12 protein-coding genes and 1 tRNA gene are annotated in these 18,397 nt (G+C 70.8%); 2 read left to right on the forward strand and 11 right to left on the reverse strand.

The features are described 5' to 3' along the window. Position 1: 1 nt before the first annotated feature. Positions 2-2,680: a DNA polymerase I gene (polA, locus tag VIG79_RS02835; RefSeq protein WP_331881884.1), complete on the reverse strand. Its 2,679-nt coding sequence runs from the start codon at positions 2,678-2,680 to the stop codon at positions 2-4. An 88-nt stretch (positions 2,681-2,768) separates the two neighbouring features. Beyond that, positions 2,769-3,371, reverse strand: coding sequence for a GNAT family N-acetyltransferase (locus VIG79_RS02840; protein ID WP_331881887.1), 603 nt, complete (start codon positions 3,369-3,371; stop codon positions 2,769-2,771). Between the two features lie 265 nt (positions 3,372-3,636). Here VIG79_RS02840 and VIG79_RS02845 point away from each other — a divergent pair, with 265 nt between their 5' ends. Then, on the forward strand, positions 3,637-4,425 hold the full coding sequence (locus tag VIG79_RS02845) for a DUF554 domain-containing protein (protein ID WP_331881890.1): 789 nt from the start codon (positions 3,637-3,639) through the stop codon (positions 4,423-4,425). Between the two features lie 251 nt (positions 4,426-4,676). On the opposite strand, the gene VIG79_RS02850 is transcribed toward VIG79_RS02845, so the two are convergent. Then, entirely contained in the window at positions 4,677-5,432 is a 756-nt protein-coding gene (locus VIG79_RS02850) for an ANTAR domain-containing response regulator (RefSeq protein ID WP_331881892.1), read from the reverse strand. A 35-nt stretch (positions 5,433-5,467) separates the two neighbouring features. Here VIG79_RS02850 and VIG79_RS02855 point away from each other — a divergent pair, with 35 nt between their 5' ends. After that, complete coding sequence (locus VIG79_RS02855) at positions 5,468-6,559, forward strand: hypothetical protein (protein ID WP_331881894.1); 1,092 nt, start codon at positions 5,468-5,470, stop codon at positions 6,557-6,559. Positions 6,560-6,585: 26 nt separating this feature from the next. Here VIG79_RS02855 and VIG79_RS02860 read toward each other — a convergent pair. The 8 genes from VIG79_RS02860 to trpC all read right to left on the reverse strand — a co-directional run bounded on the left by VIG79_RS02860 (position 6,586) and on the right by trpC (position 18,315). Further along, positions 6,586-6,671 (reverse strand) — tRNA-Leu (locus VIG79_RS02860). Positions 6,672-6,817: 146 nt separating this feature from the next. After that, entirely contained in the window at positions 6,818-8,272 is a 1,455-nt protein-coding gene (pyk, locus tag VIG79_RS02865) for a pyruvate kinase (RefSeq protein ID WP_331881896.1), read from the reverse strand. A gap of 96 nt (positions 8,273-8,368) precedes the next feature. Continuing rightward, entirely contained in the window at positions 8,369-9,826 is a 1,458-nt protein-coding gene (locus tag VIG79_RS02870) for a glutamate synthase subunit beta (RefSeq protein ID WP_331881898.1), read from the reverse strand. Beyond that, a complete protein-coding gene (gene gltB, locus VIG79_RS02875; protein WP_331881900.1) occupies positions 9,819-14,426 on the reverse strand; it encodes a glutamate synthase large subunit in 4,608 nt (1,535 codons plus the stop codon). The genes VIG79_RS02870 and gltB overlap by 8 nt, the downstream gene beginning before the upstream one ends. Positions 14,427-14,598: 172 nt before the next feature. Beyond that, positions 14,599-15,504, reverse strand: coding sequence for a prolipoprotein diacylglyceryl transferase (lgt, locus tag VIG79_RS02880; RefSeq protein WP_331881902.1), 906 nt, complete (start codon positions 15,502-15,504; stop codon positions 14,599-14,601). Next, the gene (trpA, locus tag VIG79_RS02885) at positions 15,504-16,319 is read right to left on the reverse strand and encodes a tryptophan synthase subunit alpha (protein ID WP_331881903.1); all 816 of its coding nucleotides are present in this window, start codon (positions 16,317-16,319) and stop codon (positions 15,504-15,506) included. The genes lgt and trpA overlap by 1 nt, the downstream gene beginning before the upstream one ends. Then, a complete protein-coding gene (gene trpB, locus VIG79_RS02890) occupies positions 16,316-17,545 on the reverse strand; it encodes a tryptophan synthase subunit beta (protein WP_331881904.1) in 1,230 nt (409 codons plus the stop codon). The genes trpA and trpB overlap by 4 nt, the downstream gene beginning before the upstream one ends. Further along, positions 17,542-18,315, reverse strand: coding sequence for an indole-3-glycerol phosphate synthase TrpC (gene trpC, locus VIG79_RS02895; RefSeq protein WP_414672569.1), 774 nt, complete (start codon positions 18,313-18,315; stop codon positions 17,542-17,544). Before trpC ends, trpB begins: the two co-directional genes overlap by 4 nt. Positions 18,316-18,397 lie beyond the last annotated feature (82 nt).

Consider the following 18,397-nt stretch of genomic DNA (forward strand, 5'->3'; position numbering starts at 1 on the left):
CTCAGTGCGCGGCGTCGTGCCAGGACCGGCCCACCCCGACGCTGACGTCCAGCGGGACGTCCATCACGGCAGCGTGGCCCATCTCGTGGCGGACCAGCTTCTCGACGTCGTCCCGCTCACCCGGGGCGATCTCCAGGACCAGCTCGTCGTGGACCTGGAGCAGCATCCGGGACTGCGCGCCGGCGTCGGTGAGGGCGCGGTCGACGCCGAGCATGGCGACCTTCATGATGTCGGCGGCCGAACCCTGGATCGGCGCGTTGAGGGCCATCCGCTCGGCCATCTCGCGACGCTGCCGGTTGTCGCTCAGCAGGTCGGGCAGGTAGCGGCGTCGGCCGAGCATGGTCGCGGTGTAGCCGTTGCCCCGGGCCTCCGCGACCAGCTCGCGAAGGTAGTCGCGCACTCCGCCGAACCGGTCGAAGTACATGTCCATCAGCCCGGCCGCCTCGCTCGTCGAGATCGTCAGCTGCTTCGACAGTCCGAACGCGCTGAGCCCGTAGGCCAGGCCGTAGGACATGGCCTTGATCTTGCTGCGCTGCGCCGCCGTGACCTCGTCGACCCCGACGTTGAACACCTTCGACCCCACGAAGCTGTGCAGGTCCTCCCCCGACCGGAACGCCTCGATGAGCGCCTCGTCACCCGACAGGTGGGCCATGACCCGCATCTCGATCTGGCTGTAGTCCACCGACATCAGCGACTCGAAGCCGTCGCCGACGATGAACATCTCGCGGATCCGGCGGCCCTCCTCGGTGCGGATCGGGACGTTCTGCAGGTTCGGGTCGGTGGAGCTGAGCCGCCCGGTGGCGGCGATGGTCTGGATGTAGGTCGTGTGGACCCGCTGGTCCTCGGCGACCGACTTGAGCAGCCCCTCGACCGTGACTCGCAGGCGCGCGGCGTCGCGGAACGCGAGCACCGAGGCGAGGAACGGGTTGTCGACCTTGCGGCCCAGCTCGTTGAGCGCGTCGGCGTCGGTGGTGTAACCGGTCTTGGTGCGCTTGGTCTTCGGGAGGTTGAGCCGGCCGAAGAGCACCTCCTGGAGCTGCTTGGGGCTGCCGAGGTTGATGCTCCGGTCGTCGATGGCCTCCCAGGCGTCCTCCTGGGCCTCGCGAACCTGCGCGTCGAAGTCGCTCTCCAACGACTCGAGGGCCGGAACGTCGACGGCGATGCCGGAGCGCTCCATGCCGGCGAGCACGCCCACGAGCGGGAGCTCGACGTCGCGCAGCAGTCCGGAGCCACCGGTGCGGTCGAGCTCCACGTCGAGGGCGTCGGCCAGCTCGAGGACCGCGCTGGCGATGACCATCGCCTCGCCCGCCTCGGCGTCCTGGTCGCCGTCGAAGTCCAACATCCCCTGGCCGCCCGGAGCGGTGTCGTTCTTCAGCTCGCGGTGCAGCATCCGCAGGGACAGGTCGGCGAGGTCGAAGACCCGCTGGTCGGGCTTGACGAGGTAGGCGGCGAGCGCCGTGTCGCTGGTCAGGCCGACGAGATCCCAGCCGCGGGCGGCCAGGGCGTGGGACGGACCCTTGGCGTCGTGCAGCGCCTTGGGCCGGCTGGGATCGGCGAGCCAGTCGGCCACGGCCTGCTCGGCCTTCTCGTCGAGGCTCGTGACGTCGAGGTATGCGGCGCGCCCGGCGGTCGCGACGGCAAGCGCGCGGATGTCACCAGTGCCGCGGGCCCACTGCCCGACGACGTTGACGCCGGTGCGCTCCCCCGCCTTGACGTGCTCGTCGAGCCAGGCCGGCACCTCAGCCGACGACAGGACGTCGCCGTCGACGTCGAAGCCGGACTCCGCCTCGGCGGTGACCGCGTCGAGGGTCTGGAACAGCCGCTCGCGCAGCACCCGGAACTCGAGGCTGTCGAACACCTCGTGCACCTGCTCGCGGTCCCAGGTCTGGCGCTCCAGCTCGTCGACGCTCACGTCGAGCTGCACGTCGCGGACCAGCTGGTTGAGCCGTCGGTTGCGGAGCACGCCGTCGAGGTGCTCGCGCAGGGCGTCGCCGACCTTGCCGCCGATCTGGTCGATGCTGGCGACGATTCCCGGCAGGTCGCCGTAGGTGGTGATCCACTTGGCCGCGGTCTTGGGCCCCACGCCGGGCACTCCGGGGAGGTTGTCGGACGACTCACCCACCAGCGCCGCGAGGTCGCTGTAGCGCTCCGGCGGCACCAGGTAGCGCTCCGTGACCGCGGCCGGGTCCATCCGCCACACGTCGGAGACGCCGCGGACGGGGTAGACCATCGTCACGTCGTCGCTGACCAGCTGGAACACGTCGCGGTCGCCGGAGACGATGACGACCTCCATGCCCTGCGCGGTCGCCTGCGTCGTGAGGGTGGCGATGATGTCGTCGGCCTCGTAGCCGGGCGCCTCGATGTAGCGGATCTTCAGGGCGTCGAGCACCTCGTGGACCAACGGGATCTGGCCGGAGAACTCGGTCGGGGTGGCGCTGCGGCCGGCCTTGTACTCCGCATACTCCTCGAGCCGGAAGGTCTGCCGGGACAGGTCGAAGGCGACCCCGATGTGGGTCGGCTCCTCGTCACGGAGCATGTTGATGAGCATCGACGTGAACCCGTAGACGGCGTTGGTGTTCTGGCCGGTCTTGGTCGAGAAGTTCTCGGCCGGCAGGGCGTAGAACGCGCGGTATGCCAGCGAGTGGCCGTCGAGGAGCAGGAGCCGGTTCGCAGGTGCCACGACGTTCACCCTAGGCCCCGGCACCGACACCGGACGCCGCCCCCTGGGGCCCCGTCGGTCGACGTCGGAGGGGCTCCGTGGAGGCGCGCTAGAGGTCGGCGGCGTGGGTGGCGGTGCCCTGGCGCACGGCCCGGAACCGCGCGGAACGGCGCCGCTGGATGACCTCTTCGAGGCCCACCCGCCGCAGGACCGGCGTGTCCACCGAGGCGGCGAGCTTGCGGTGCAGGGCCGCCGGCGTCGTCACCCGACGGACGACGGTCGGCGAGAAGCCGAGCCGGGCGAAGAACCGGTTGGCGTCGCGGACCTGTGAGGGGACGTGGCTGACGATGGCCTCGGCACCGACCCGGTCGGCGTGAGCGGCTGCGGCGGCCAGCAGCTGGCGCGCCACCCCGTGACGGCGCCACGACGTGGACACGAAGAGCTGGTCGATCGACGTGCACGGCGAGTCGGTCAACGGTCCCGCGAGGCTGTCCTTGAGGACGACGTAGCCCACGGCGGTGTCCTCGGCGAACGCGAGGAACGCGGTCACCTCGGTGCGCTGCAGCGCGGTGGTCAGGGACTGCAAGGAGGCGACGCGCAACGCCGCCTCGGTCCCGCCACCGGACTCGACCCGGTTCTCGAGCCACAGGTCCACCAGGTCGCCCTGGTGAGTCTCGTCGACCAGTCGGACGCTGATCTGAGGACGTGACACACAAGCCTCCTGACTGCAGCACAACACCGATGGACGTGCAGGCCGCGCGTCCCCTTCAGGCGACCGGTGTCGGGTGACCGACCGCTCGACTCTAGAGGGCCAGCGCGCCCGCGTGGAAGGGGCCCCGACAAATTGACAGGCGCGGGTCCTGGGCGGGACCGGTAGGGGTCGTCGGAGTGCTCAGATGAGCCTCCGGTTGACCGAGTTTGGCCCACGATGCGACGTCCAAGAAGCCCCAGATCGGGCCGCCCGTATGGTGACGCGCGTGCGCGCCGGATTCCCCGGGCTGGGGACGCTCATCAACGTCGTGGCCGTCGTCATCGGCGCTCTCGTCGGGATGGCCATCGGTCACCGGCTGCCCGAGCGGACCCGAGCCGTCGTCACCGACTGCCTCGGCCTGGTCACCCTCCTCGTCGCCGGCCTGTCCTGCGTCAGCGTCACGGACGCGTCGCTGGCCGCGGCGGTGGGGCCGGGTGTGCCGGTGCTCATCGTCCTCGGCTCGCTGATCATCGGCAGCATCGTCGGCTCGTTGCTGCGCATCGAGGAACGGCTGGCCGGCCTCGCCGGCGCGCTGCAGACCCGGGTGGCGCGGCGGATGCACTCGGCCGACGGGGAGACACCGGACGAGGCGCACGCGGCGCGGGAGCGGTTCATCGAGGGGTGGCTCACCGCCTCCCTGCTCTTCTGCGTGGGACCGCTGACCATCCTCGGCAGCATCTCCGACGGCCTCGGCCGTGGCATCGACCAGCTCGTCCTGAAGTCCGTCCTCGACGGCTTCGCCGCCCTGGCCTTCGCGTCGACGTTCGGGGTCGGCGTCCTGCTCTCCGCTCTCTCGGTCGCCGTCATCCAGGGGGCGCTGACCGTCGTCGGGGTGCAGCTCGGCTCGGTCCTGCCGGACGCGCACATCGCGGCCCTCACCGCCACCGGCGGCCTGATGCTGGCCGGGATCGGTCTGCGGCTACTCAAGATCCGCGATATCCCCGTCGGCAACATGCTGCCCGCGCTGGTCGTTGCGCCGTTGCTCACCCAGCTGGTGGTCGTGATCCGCGGCTGACCGCCAACGAAGCGGATCGTGGTGACGAGCTGACTCCAGGGGGTCGCCTCCCGATGGAGCGAGATCAGCGCCAGGACACCAACTTCGCTCCGCTGGGGCAAGCCGCCTAGCGCGGTGAGCGCAAAGGAGGAGCGGGCGGTGGGGGCACCTCCCGCTTGCGGGGGAGCGCCGGAGCGTGCGGAGGCGCGGATGGTCTGCTGCGCGAGGCATACCCCCGGTCCGACGGACGGGGCGAAAAGGGGGCCAGACCGCTACTTGGTCGCCGGCATCTGCGAGATGACCGCGTCGGCCACCTCGCGCATACCGAGCCGGCGGTCCATGGCCGTCTTCTGGATCCACCGGAACGCGTCGGCCTCGGACAGCTTGAGCCGCGTCATGAGGATGCCCTTGGCCCGGTCGACCGCCTTGCGGGTCTCGAGCCGCTCGCCGAGGTCGGCGATCTCGCCCTCGAGCGCCTTGAGCTCGGCCCACCGCGACGTGGCGATGTCGACCGCGGGTGCGAGGTCGGCCTGGGTGAACGGCTTGACGATGTAGGCCATGACACCCGCGTCACGCGCGCGCTCGACGAGCTCCTTCTGGCTGAACGCGGTCAGCATGATGACCGGCGCGATGCGCTCCTTGCCGATCTGCTCGGCGGCGCTGATCCCGTCGAGGACCGGCATCTTGACGTCCATGATGACGACGTCAGGGCGGTGCTCCTGGACCAGCGCCACGGCCTGCTCACCGTCGCTCGCCTGCCCCACGACGTCGTAGCCCAGCTCGGCGAGCATCTCGGCGAGGTCGAGGCGGATCAGGGCCTCGTCCTCGGCCACGACGATGCGCAGCCCACCGATCCCGGCGCTGGTCGGCGGTTCCTGGTTCGTCGGTTCCTGGATCGTCGGTTCCTGGATCGTCGGCTCCGGTGCGGTCGGCACGGGGGCCTGCTCCGGCTCGGTCGGCGTCGGCGCTGCCGCGGCCTTGGTGGACGCGGCCTTCTTCGGCGCTGCCGGAGTGGGCTTCTCGCTCATGACCGGAAGCCTATCGGTGTGCGACGATCCTTCTCATGCGCAGGGAACCGGGGGAACCCGCGCCCGGCGAGGCGGTCGAGCCCACGACGACGGCGAACGTGCCGTCGCCACCCAACCCACGCCAGTGGGGGCCGATCCGCGACGCCGAGGGCGCTGGACACATCGAGCTGTTCCTTGTCGCCACGGTCGTCACGATCACCGTGACCCGCCTCTACCTCCAGGCGACCGGCTTCCCGCAGATCGGCGGCGCCGGCGGCCTGCACGTGGCCCACGTCCTGTTCGGCGGCGTGTTCATGCTCGGCGCGATGGTGATGTTCATGCTCTTCCTGGGGCGTTCCTCGCGCTGGTTGGCCTCGCTCCTCGCGGGCATCGGCTTCGGGCTGTTCATCGACGAGGTGGGCAAGTTCCTCACGCAGGACAACAACTACTTCTTCAAGCCGGCGGCCGCCGTGATGTACCTCTTCATCGTCCTCGTCTACGTGTTCAGCGCCTTCCTCGTGCGCCGGCGCGCCCTTTCGGACCGCGAGCTCGTCGTCAACTCGCTCAAGATGATGCAGGAGATGGCCGCCGACAACCTCGACGCCTACGAGGCCTCCGAGATGAGGCGGATGCTCGCAGCCGCCTCCCCCACCGAGCCGCTGCGCAACCCCCTGGTCGACCTCCTCGAGACCGTCGACCGGGAGCCCATCGCGGTCGGCCGGATCAACCGTGTGTACGTCTGGGTCCGGCGGCGCGCCATCGGCCTGGCCCGGTTGTCGCTGCTCCAGCGGACGGGCGTCGTGCTCTTCCAGATCGTCATCCTGCTGTCCGTCGTCAAGCCGACCCAGGAGCTGGTCGACAGCCCGTCGACGTTCGCCGGCGTCTGGGCGGGGGCGGCCTGGCTGGTGTTCGCGATGGGCGTGGCGGCGACGGTCCTGTACTACCGCGGCCAACACGTGCGGTCGCTCCAGATCTTCGCGCTGGCCCTCACGCTGGAGCTGCTGGTGGTCCAGTTCTTCGAGCTGCTGGACGAACCGTGGCTCGGCGTCGGCCGGGTGCTCATCAACGTCGTGCTGCTCGGTGTCTGCCACTCGATGCTCTACCGGGAACAGCACCTGAAGTCCGGGCCGGTCAACCCGTCGCCGTAGCACCACCACCGGGACGTCGGCGCCGATGGTGCCGGGAGCGGGACTCGAACCCGCACAGCCTTGCGGCCAGAGCATTTTGAGTGCCCCGTGTCTGCCATTCCACCACCCCGGCCGGGACGCTCCCGCCCGGGGAGCGCGCCAGAAGCATACCGAGGCCGAGCCGGTCGGGGTCCCCGCGAAGCATCGGAGCGAAGCGTGGGCCCCCGCAACGTTCGGAGCGCAGCGAAGAGCGTTGCCGGGAGAACTTTGTGGGGTGACTCAGTAGACCGCGAAGTCCTCGTAGGCCGGGGCCACCTTGTTCTTCGCGTCACCGATCCGGTGCACCCGCAACGCGTTGGTGGAGCCGGGAATGCCGGGGGGCGAGCCGGCGACGATGATGACGCGGTCGCCCTCCTCGCACCGGCCGGAGTCGAGCAGCTCCTTGTCCACCTCGAGGGCCATCTGGTCGGTGTGCCTGGCCATCGGCACGATGAACGTCTCGATGCCCCACACCAGCGCGAGCTGGGAACGGGTCGCGGCGATCGGCGTGAACGCCAGCATCGGCAACCGGGACCGTAGCCGGGAGAGTCGCTTCGCGGAGTCGCCGGACTGCGTGAACGTCACGAGGTACTTCACGCCGAGCAGCTCGCCGACCTCGACGGCCGCCCAAGTGACCGCGCCGCCGGTGGTGTGCGGGCGAGTGCCGAGGGGGTGGATCCGCTCGAGGCCGTGGTCCTCGGTGGCCTCGATGATGCGGGCCATGGTCCTGACCGCCTGGACCGGCCACGCGCCGACGCTGGTCTCGCCGGACAGCATGATCGCGTCGGCGCCGTCGAGGACCGCGTTGGCGCAGTCGCTGGTCTCCGCCCGGGTGGGGCGGGAGTTCTCGATCATCGACTCGAGGACCTGGGTCGCGACGATCACCGGCTTGGCCATCTGGCGGGCGATCTCGACGGCGTTCTTCTGGACGAGCGGCACGTCCTCGAGCGGCAGCTCGACGCCGAGGTCGCCACGGGCGACCATCACGCCGTCGAACGCGTCGATGATCTCGCGGAGGTTGTCGACCGCCTGGGGCTTCTCGATCTTGGCGATGACGGGCAGGCGCTTGCCCTCCTCGTCCATGATCTTCTGCACGTCGTCGAGGTCGGCCGCCGACCGGACGAAGGACAGCGCGATGAGGTCGACGCCCAGCCGCAGGGCCCACCGCAGGTCGTCGATGTCCTTCTCCGACATGGCCGGGACGCTGACCGCCACCCCGGGGAGGTTGATGCCCTTGTTGTTCGAGATGACCCCGCCCTCGATCGCCTCGGTGACGATGTCGGTGGCCGTCACCTCGACCGCGCGCAGACTGACCTTGCCGTCGTCGATGAGCAGCACGTCGCCGGCCTTCACGTCGCCGGGCATGCCCTTGTAGGTCGTGCTCACGCGCTCCTGGTCGCCGGGCACGTCGTCGACGGTGATGGTGAACCGGTCGCCGGGCGCGAGGCTGATCGGACCGTTGGCGAACCGGCCGGTGCGGATCTTCGGCCCCTGCAGGTCGACGAGGATCCCGACCGCCCGACCGGTGACGTCGCTGGCCTCGCGCACGGCGCGGTAGACGCCCTCGTGCACGGGGTAGTCGCCGTGCGACAGGTTGAGGCGGGCGATGTCCATACCCGCCTCGACGAGCGCGAGGATCTGCTTCGAGGACGACGTCGCAGGGCCCAGCGTGCAGACGATCTTGGCGCGGCGCATACGCGAAACCCTATGACCTACGCCTGAGTACGCGCGGAGCCACCGTCGCTCGTCCCACCACCTGGGCAGCGGGCGGGCAACCGGGTGTGCGGGTGCTCAGACGAGCAGCGGTCGGTCGGTCGGGTTGATCGGGCGGGGCAGCTGGCTGGACCCGGTGAGCCACTGGTCGACGCCGTTGGCGGCGGCCCGGCCCTCGGCGATGGCCCACACGATGAGCGACTGTCCACGTCCGGCGTCCCCGGCGACGAAGACGCCCGGCACGGAGGACATGAAGTGCTTGTCGCGCTTGACGTTCGACCGTTCGTCGAGGTCGACGCCGAGCTGCTCGACGAGTCCCGGCTTCTCCGGTCCGAGGAACCCCATGGCGAGGAGCACCAGCTGCGTCGGGATCTCCCGCTCGCTCCCCTCGACCGGCTCGAACCGGCCGCCCCGCATCTCGACCTCGACCAGCTTCAGCGCGCGGACGCGCCCGTCGTCGTCGCCGAGGAACCGCTCGGTGTTGACGGCGTAGACCCGGTCACCGCCCTCCTCGTGGGCGCTCGAGACGCGGTAGGTCATCGGGTAGGTGGGCCAGGGCTGGCCCGACGGCCGCTCCTCGGTGGGCCGCGGCATGATCTCGAGCTGCGTCACCGATCGGGCGCCCTGGCGGTGCGCCGTACCGAGGCAGTCGGCGCCGGTGTCGCCACCGCCGATGATGACGACGTCGAGGCCGGTGGCGAGGATCTGGTCGGGCACCGACTGGCCGAGGGCCGCGCGGTTGCCCTGCGGGAGGTACTCCATGGCCTGGTAGACGCCCCGGAGCTCGCGGCCCGGCACCGGCAGGTCGCGCGCGACGGTGGCGCCGATGGCCAGCACCACCGCGTCGTAACGGTCGACCAGCTGCTGCCCGGTGATCTCGTCACCGACGCTCACCCCACTACGGAAGCGCGTGCCCTCGGCCTCCATCTGGGCGAGCCGACGGTCGAGCACCGACTTCTCCATCTTGAACTCGGGGATGCCGTAGCGCAGCAGTCCCCCGGGCTTCTCTCCGCGCTCGTAGACCGCGACGGTATGCCCGGCGCGGGTGAGCTGCTGGGCGGCGGCGAGGCCGGCGGGCCCGGACCCGATGACCGCGACGGTCTTGCCGGACAGCCGCTCCGGCGGCTGCGGCGTGACCAGGCCGCCCTCGAAGGCCTGCTCGATGGTCGTGACCTCGACCTGCTTGATGGTCACCGCGGGCTGGTTGATGCCGAGCACGCACGCCGTCTCGCACGGTGCCGGACAGAGCCGACCGGTGAACTCCGGGAAGTTGTTCGTCGCGTGCAGGCGTTCGATGGCCTCGGTCCAGTCGCCGCGCCACGCCAGGTCGTTCCACTCCGGGATGAGGTTGCCCAGCGGACAACCGTTGTGGCAGAACGGGATTCCGCAGTCCATGCAGCGTCCGGCCTGGCGCTGGAGCTGTCCGAGCTCTTGCTCCTGGTAGACCTCGTGCCAGTCCTTGATGCGGACCGGGACGGGTCGCCGCGTCGGCAGCTCCCGCTCACGGACCTTGAGAAAGCCTTGTGGGTCAGCCACGGGACGCCTCCATGATCCGGTCCCAGACCTCTGCGCCGTCGAGGTCGAGGCCCTCGGCCTCGGCCGCGGTGCGGACGTCGAGGACCCGCTGGTAGTCGCGCGGCAGCACGACGGTGAACCGGTTCCTGCTCTCCGCCCAGGACTCGAGGAGCCGCTCGGCCACCGGCGACTCGGTCCAGTCGCGGTGCGACTCGAGCAGCCCGCGCAGGACCTTCTCGTCGTTGTCGCGCAACGGGATCAGGTCCACGAGGTCGGGGTTGACCAGCTCGGGTCGCAGGTCGAGCACGTAGCTGACGCCGCCGGACATCCCTGCGGCGAAGTTGCGGCCCGTCGGGCCGAGGACGACGACGGTGCCACCGGTCATATACTCGCAGCCGTGGTCGCCCACGCCTTCGACGACCGCGGCCGCTCCGGAGTTGCGGACGCAGAACCGTTCGCCGGCCTGGCCGCGCAGGAAGATCTCCCCGGTGGTGGCGCCGTAGGCGACGACGTTGCCGGCGATGACGTTGTGCTCCGCGGTGAGCGGCGCCGACCGGTCCGGCCGCACGACGAGGCGGCCGCCGGAGAGACCCTTGCCGAGGTAGTCGTTGGCGTCGCCCTGCAGGACCAGCGTGATCCCCGACGGGACGAACGCCCCGAAGGACTGCCCGCTGGACCCGGTGAGGGTGAGCTCGATGGTCCCGTCGGGCAGTCCGTGCGGGTGCAGCTTGGTCACCTCGTGGCCGAGCATGGTCCCGACGGTGCGGTTGACGTTGCGGACCGCGACGTCGGCCCGGACCTGCTCGCCCTCGTGGAGGGCGCCTTGCGCGAGGGCGATGAGCTGGTGGTCGAGCGCCTTCTCGAGGCCGTGGTCCTGGCCGACGGTCCGGTATGCGGTGCCGCCGGTCGGGTCCTCGACCCGGGTGAGCACCGGCGTGAGGTCCAGACCTGCCGCCTTCCAGTGCTCGACGGCCCGGTCGGTGTGCAGGGAGTCGACGTGACCGATGGCCTCGGCAAGGGTGCGGAAGCCGAGCGACGCCAGGTGCTCGCGGACCTCCTCGGCGATGTACTCGAAGAACGTCTCGACGAACTCCGGCTTGCCCGAGAACCGCGCGCGCAGCTCGGGGTTCTGGGTGGCCACGCCGACCGGACAGGTGTCGAGGTGGCAGACGCGCATCATGATGCAGCCCGACACGACGAGCGGGGCGGTGGCGAAGCCGAACTCCTCCGCCCCTAGAAGCGCGGCGATGACGACGTCGCGGCCGGTCTTCAGCTGGCCGTCGGTCTGCACGACGATCCGGTCGCGTAGGCCGTTGAGCCGCAGCGTCTGCTGGGTCTCGGCCAGGCCGAGCTCCCACGGGGCGCCGGCGTGCTTGAGCGACGTCAACGGCGAGGCGCCGGTGCCGCCGTCGTGGCCGGAGATGAGCACCACGTCGGCGTGCGCCTTGGAGACGCCGGCCGCGACCGTGCCCACGCCGATCTCGGAGACCAGCTTGACGTGGATCCGGGCCTGCGGGTTGGCGTTCTTCAGGTCGTGGATCAGCTGGGCGAGGTCCTCGATGGAGTAGATGTCGTGGTGCGGCGGCGGCGAGATGAGGCCGACCCCCGGCGTGGAGTGCCGCGTTTTGGCGATCCAGGGGTAGACCTTGGGGCCGGGCAGCTGGCCGCCCTCCCCCGGCTTCGCGCCCTGCGCCATCTTGATCTGGATGTCGTCGGACTGGGTGAGGTAGAGGCTGGTCACGCCGAACCGTCCCGAGGCGACCTGCTTGATCGCCGACCGGCGGGCCGGGTCGAGCAGCCGGTCCTCGTCCTCGCCGCCCTCGCCGGTGTTGGACTTGCCGCCCAGCCGGTTCATGGCGATGGCGAGGGTCTGGTGCGCCTCGAGGCTGATCGAGCCGTAGCTCATCGCCCCGGTGCTGAACCGCTTGACGATCTCGCTGACCGGCTCGACGTCCTCGACGGGGATCGCCGGGCGGCCGGTCTCGTCGCCGGGCGCGAACTCGAACAGCCCGCGCAGCGTCATCAGCCGCTCCGACTGCTCGTCGACCCGGGAGGTGTACTGCTTGAAGATGTCGTAGCGCCGGGCCCGGGTCGCGTGCTGGAGCCGGAACACCGTCTCGGGGTCGAACAGGTGCGGCTCGCCCTCGCGCCGCCACTGGTACTCGCCGCCGACCCACAGCTTGCGGTGCGCCGGGTGGATGCCCTCCCGCGGGTAGGCCACCGCGTGCCGGGCGGCGACCTCCTCGGCGACGACCGCCAGGTCGACACCGCCGAGCTGGGTCGTCGTGCCGGTGAAGTAGCGGTCGACCAGCTGCTGCGACAGTCCGATCGCCTCGAACACCTGGGCGCCGTGGTAGGACGCCACCGTCGAGATGCCCATCTTCGACATCACCTTGAGGACGCCCTTGCCGAGCGCCTTGATGAGGTTCGCGACCGCCTTCTCCGGGGCGACGCCGGTGATGGTGCCGGAGCGGATGAGGTCCTCGACGGACTCCATGGCGAGGTAGGGGTTGATCGCCGCCGCGCCGTAGCCGACCAGCAGCGCCACGTGGTGGACCTCACGGACGTCGCCGGCCTCGACGAGCAGCCCGACGCGGGTGCGGGTCTTCTCGCGGATCAGGTGATGATGGACCGCGGAGGTCAGCAGCAGCGAGGGGATCGGCGCCAGGTCGCGGCCGGAGTCGCGGTCGGAGAGCACGACGAACCGGGCGCCACGGCGGATCGCCTCGGACACCTCGAGGAAGATCTCCTCGAGCCGCGCGTGCATCGCCTCCGCGCCGCCGTTGACCTCGTAGAGACCGCGCACGACGTGCGTCGCATACCCCGGCAGGTTGCCGTCGGCGTTGATGTGGACGATCTTCGCCAGCTGGTCGTTGTCGATGACCGGGAACGGCAGGACCAGCTGGCGCGCGTGCGCCGGAGAGACGGCGAGAGCGTTGCCCTCGGGCCCGATGGTCATGCCGAGCGAGGTCACCAGCTCCTCGCGAATCGCGTCGAGCGGCGGGTTCGTCACCTGGGCGAACAGCTGGGTGAAGTAGTCGAACAGCAGACGCGGGCGGCTGGACAGGACCGCGATGGGGCTGTCGGTGCCCATCGAGCCCAGCGCCTCGCCCCCGCTCTTGGCCATCGGGGTGAGCAGGATGCGCAGCTCCTCCTGGGTGTAGCCGAAGGTCTGCTGGCGCCGCGCGACCGACGACGCCGTGTGGAGGACATGCTCACGCTCGGGCAGGTCCTTCATCTCGAGCAGGCCGGCGTGCAGCCACTCGTCGTAGGGGTGCTGCGACGCGAGCGAGGACTTGATCTCCTCGTCGCCGATGATCCGGCCGTGCTCGGTGTCGACGAGGAACATCCGACCCGGCTGGAGCCGGCCGCGCTTGACGACCTTGGCCGGGTCGAGGTCGAGGACCCCGGACTCGGAGGCGAGCACGACCAGCCCGTCGTCGGTCACCGCATACCGGCCCGGCCGCAGGCCGTTGCGGTCGAGGACCGCGCCGATGAGCGTGCCGTCGGTGAACGCGACGCAGGCCGGACCGTCCCACGGCTCCATGAACGTCGAGTGGAACTCGTAGAACGCCCGGCGGGCCGGGTCCATCTCGGTGTGGTTCTCCCACGCCTCGGGGATCATCATCAGCACGGCGTGCGGGAGGGACCGGCCGCCGAGGTGGAGCAGCTCGAGGACCTCGTCGAACGACGCCGAGTCGGACGCCTCGGGTGTGCAGATCGGGAACAGCCGCTCGAGGTCGCCGGGGATGATGTCGGAGGTGAGCTGGCTCTCGCGGGCGCTCATCCAGTTGCGGTTGCCCTTGACGGTGTTGATCTCCCCGTTGTGGGCGATGAACCGGTAGGGGTGGGAGCGCGGCCACGACGGGAAGGTGTTCGTCGAGAAGCGCGAGTGGACCAGGGCGAGCTCGGACGCGAACGACCGGTGCGACAGGTCGGAGAAGAACGGCTCCAGCTGGGCGGTCGTCAGCATCCCCTTGTAGACCAGGGTGCGCGACGACAGCGAGGCGAAGTAGACGTCGGTCTCGAGCTCGGCGCGCTTGCGCAGACAGAAGGCGAACCGGTCGAGGCCCACACCTGACGGAAGATCCGCCCCCGCACCATCTCGACCGGACACGAACAGCTGGGCGAAGTGCGGCATGCAGTCGCGCGCGACCTCGCCGATGATGTCGGCGGCGACCGGCACGTCACGCCAGCCCAGGACCGTGAGGGACTCCTCGGCGGCGATCCGCTCGACCGCCTCCACCGTCGCGGCGCGCTCCGGCTCGTCCATCGGCAGGAAGGCGAGACCGACCGCATACGCACCGGCGCTGGGCAGGGTGAAGTCGACGACCTCGCGCAGGAACGCGTCGGGGACCTGGCTGAGGATGCCGGCGCCGTCGCCGACCAAGGGGTCGGCGCCGGTCGCGCCGCGGTGGTCGAGGTTGCGCAGGGCGGTGAGCGCGTGCTCGATGATGTCGTGGCCGGCACTCCCGCGCATCGTCGCGACCATCGCCACGCCGCAGGCGTCGTGCTCGTTCTCACCGCGGTAGAGGCCGATGTCGTCCGGCTGGGCCGAGAAGAGGCGGCGGTGTCGTCGGAGCGGCTGCTCCGTGGTGGTCCGGCGTGCGATGGCGGTCATGTCACCGTCCTGACGTTCCTGTCGGTCTCACGACCAACCAGTGACTCGGGCAGATGACGCGTCTCGCCGCGCTGCGTGAGCGGGCCGGTCGGCGTCAGTGGCGGCTGGGCGGCGTCGGCCAGTGCGGGGACAGGATATCGGTCGCGTCAAGCGTCCTATATTCCGGGACGACTCATTCCGAATGTTGAGATTCGGCCTGTTTCGCGGGTTCCTCGGGGTCGGATTCGGGCTCCGGTTCGTCCTGGTCCTCCGGTCGGCGTCCGAACCAGACGTAGAGGAACACGCCCAGCAGGAACACCAGGACCGACACCCAGGAGTTCACCCGCAACCCGAGGATGTGGTTGGCATCGTCGGTGCGCATGACCTCGATGACCCCGCGCCCGATGGGGTACCCCGCGACGTAGAGCGCGAAGATCTGGCCGCGGCGGAAGTCGTGCCGGCGGTCCAGCCAGATCAGCAGCCCCGCGAGCAGGACGCAGAAGATCGCCTCGTACAGGAAGGTCGGGTGGAAGACGCCCAGGACGATCGGGTTGCCGTTGGCGTCGAGGACGGCGTGCCCGGCGGACTGGTCCCACTCGTAGACCTTGAGGCCCCACGGCAGGTCGGTCGGCGCTCCGTGGATCTCGTTGTTGAAGTAGTTGCCGAACCGGCCCATCGCCTGAGCGACGAGCACCCCGGGGGCGGCGGCGTCGACGAAGTCGAGGAAGCGGACCCCCTGGCGCCGGCAGCCGATGTACGCGCCCAGCGCGCCGAGAGCGATCGCCCCCCAGATGCCGAGACCGCCCTCCCACACCTTCCAGGCGTTCCACGGGTTCCCGCCCTCGCCGAAGTAGGCCTGGGGCGACGTGATGAGGTGGTAGATCCGGCCCCCGACGATGCCGAAGGGCACGGCCCAGGCCGCGATGTCGAGGACCTGACCCGGCTTCCCACCGCGGTCGGCAAGCCGCTTCTGGGTCATCCAGATCGCGACGAGGATCCCGGCCAGGATGCACATGGCGTAGGCGCGGACGGGCAGCGGCCCGAGGTTCCAGACCCCGGTCGTGGGGCTGGGGATCTCGAGGGGCAGAGCGGTGAGCATCAGGAGGTCGCCACCCTTTCGCGGCTACGGCGGACCCCGGCGGCCAGGTCGCCGACGAGGTCCCGGAGACGGTCGATGCCCTCCTCGGGAGTGGCGGCGTCGACGAGCGTCCGGACGAGCGCAGACCCGACGATGACCCCGTCGGCGAACTCGCCGACCACGGCGGCCTGGTCGCCGTTGGAGATCCCGAGCCCGACGCATACCGGGAGATCGGTGACCGCGCGGGTCCGGGCGACCAGTGACTCGGCGGCGGAGCCGACCGTCGCCCGGGTGCCGGTGACCCCCATGAGCGAGGCGGCGTAGACGAACCCGCGGCTGTGCGACGTCGCGTTGACGAGACGCTCCGGGGTCGAGCTGGGCGCGACGAGGAAGACGCGGTCGAGGCCGTAGGCGTCGGAGGCGGCGAGCCAGTCGGCCGCCTCGTCGGGGATCAGGTCGGGGGTGATGAGGCCCGCGGCACCGCTGGCCGCCAGGTCGCGAGCGAAGGCGTCCACGCCTCGGCGCAGGACCGGGTTCCAGTAGGTCATGACGAGGGCCGGTGCGCCGGTGTCGGCGACGGCGCGGCAGGCCGTGAAGACGTCGTCGACGCGGGTGCCGGCGGTGAGGGCGCCCTCGGCGGCGCGCTGGACGACGGGTCCGTCCATGAGCGGGTCGCTGTAGGGCAGTCCGACCTCGACGATGTCGACGCCGGCCTCGACCATGGCGGTCATGGCCGCGATGGAGCCGGGGACGTCGGGATAGCCGACCGGGAGGTACCCGACGAGAGCGGCCCGGCCCTCCGCCCGGCACGCCTCGATGGTGTCGCGGACGTTCACGCCTGCACCCCGATCCCCTTGGCGTGCGGCTCCTCGGGCGGCGCCTCGCCGTCCAGCAGCCCGAACCAGGTCGCGGCGGTGTGGACGTCCTTGTCGCCGCGGCCGGAGAGGTTGACCAGAAGGACGGCGTCGCGGCCGAGCTCCTGGCCGACCTGCATCGCGCCGGCCAGCGCGTGGCTGGACTCGATGGCGGGGATGATCCCCTCGGTCCGGCAAAGCAGGCGGAACGCCTCCATCGCCTGCTCGTCGGTGATCGAGCGGTACTCGGCACGACCGCTCTCCAGCAGGTATGCGTGCTCCGGGCCGACGCTGGGGTAGTCCAGTCCCGCGGAGACCGAGTGGGACTCCACCGTCTGCCCGTCGTCGTCCTGCATGACGTAGGTGAACGCACCGTGCAGGACGCCGGGGATGCCGGACGCGAACCGCGAGGCGTGGCGCCCCGAGGCGACGCCCTCTCCCCCGGCCTCGAGTCCGACCAGCCGGACGCCGCTGTCGTCGATGAACCGGTGGAAGATGCCCATCGCGTTGGACCCGCCACCGACGCACGCGAGGACGACGTCCGGGAGCCGGCCGACCAGGTCGAGGACCTGGGCGCGGGCCTCGATGCCGATGATGCGGTGGAAGTCGCGGACCATCTCCGGGAACGGGTGCGGGCCGGTCACGGTGCCGAGGACGTAGTGGGTGTCGTCGACGGAGGCGACCCAGTCACGGAGCGCCTCGTTGACGGCGTCCTTGAGGGTCTGGCTGCCCGTGGTGACCGGGACGACCTCCGCGCCGAGCAGCCGCATCCGCGCGACGTTGAGGGCCTGCCGCTCGGTGTCGACCCTGCCCATGTAGACGGTGCAGTCGAGCCCGAGGAGCGCAGCGGCCGTCGCGGTGGCGACGCCGTGCTGGCCGGCACCGGTCTCGGCGATGACGCGGGACTTGCCCATCCGCTTGGTCAGCAGGGCCTGGCCGAGGACGTTGTTGATCTTGTGCGAGCCGGTGTGGTTGAGGTCCTCGCGTTTGAGGATCACCCGGGCGCCGCCGGCGTGCTCGGCGAAGCGCGGTACCTCGGTGATGATGCTCGGCCGCCCGGTGTAGGTACGGTGCAGTCGCTCCAGCTCCCCGACGAACTCGGGGTCGACCATCGCCTTGAGGCGGACCTCGTCGAGCTGTTCCAGGGCGGGGATCAGGGCTTCGGGGACGAACCGCCCGCCGAACCTGCCGAACCGTCCGGTGGTCACGCGCTCACCCGACGCTTCCGCCGGGTCCCGGGCGTGGCGCGGACCCCGACCGCCGCGAAGTCCCGGACCGCTCCGGCCGGGTCGCCACCGGTGACCAGGGCCTCGCCGACGAGCACCCCGTGGGCCCCGGCCGCCGCATACTCGCGGACGTCGTCGACACCTCGGACGCCCGACTCGGCGATGGTGACGACGTCGTCGGGGATGTATCGGCGGAGCCGGGCGAACACCGATCGGTCGATCTCGAGGGTGCGCAGGTCACGGGCGTTGACCCCGATGACGGCGGCACCGGCGTCGACGGCGCGGCGGGTCTCGTCCTCGTCGTGGACCTCGACGAGAGCGGTCATGCCGAGCGACTCGGCGTGCTCCCGCAGCGTGACCAGGTCGTGTTGATCGAGGGACGCGACGATGAGCAGGACGACGTCGGCACCCCAGGCGCGGGCCTCGGTCACCTGGTACCTGGTCACGAGGAAGTCCTTGCGCAGCACCGGGATCGCGACCCGGCCGCGAACCGCGGCGAGGTCGTCAAGCGTGCCGGAGAACCGGCGCGGCTCGGTCAGCACGCTGACGGCGGTGGCGCCGCCCTGGGCGTAGGACGCGGCCAGCGTGGCGGGGTCGGGGATGTCGGCCAGGGCGCCCTTGCTCGGGCTGGACCGCTTGACCTCGGCGATCACCGCGATGCCGGGCTGCGACCGCAGGGCGGCCTCGGCGTCGAGCGCGGGCGGCGCCGCTGCGGCCCGGCGGTCCAGCTCAGCCTCCGGGACGGCCGCCATCCGCGGCGCGAGGTCCTCGCGGACGCCAGCGACAATGTCGTCCAACACGCTGCGGGTCACGTCGGGCACGACCCAAGGCTAC

The sequence above is a fragment of the Lapillicoccus sp. genome, from assembly GCF_036559105.1.
In the GTDB taxonomy this organism is placed as follows: Bacteria; Actinomycetota; Actinomycetes; order Actinomycetales; family Dermatophilaceae; genus Lapillicoccus.

Coding starts and splice junctions, on each gene's coding strand:
- VIG79_RS02850 (WP_331881892.1), bottom strand. CDS start 5,432: ATGAGCGAGAAGCCCACTCCGGCAGCGCCGAAGAAGGCCGCGTCCACC.
- VIG79_RS02855 (WP_331881894.1), top strand. CDS start 5,468: ATGCGCAGGGAACCGGGGGAACCCGCGCCCGGCGAGGCGGTCGAGCCC.
- pyk (WP_331881896.1), bottom strand. CDS start 8,272: ATGCGCCGCGCCAAGATCGTCTGCACGCTGGGCCCTGCGACGTCGTCC.
- gltB (WP_331881900.1), bottom strand. CDS start 14,426: ATGACCGCCATCGCACGCCGGACCACCACGGAGCAGCCGCTCCGACGA.
- lgt (WP_331881902.1), bottom strand. CDS start 15,504: ATGCTCACCGCTCTGCCCCTCGAGATCCCCAGCCCCACGACCGGGGTC.
- trpC (WP_414672569.1), bottom strand. CDS start 18,315: ATGGCGGCCGTCCCGGAGGCTGAGCTGGACCGCCGGGCCGCAGCGGCG.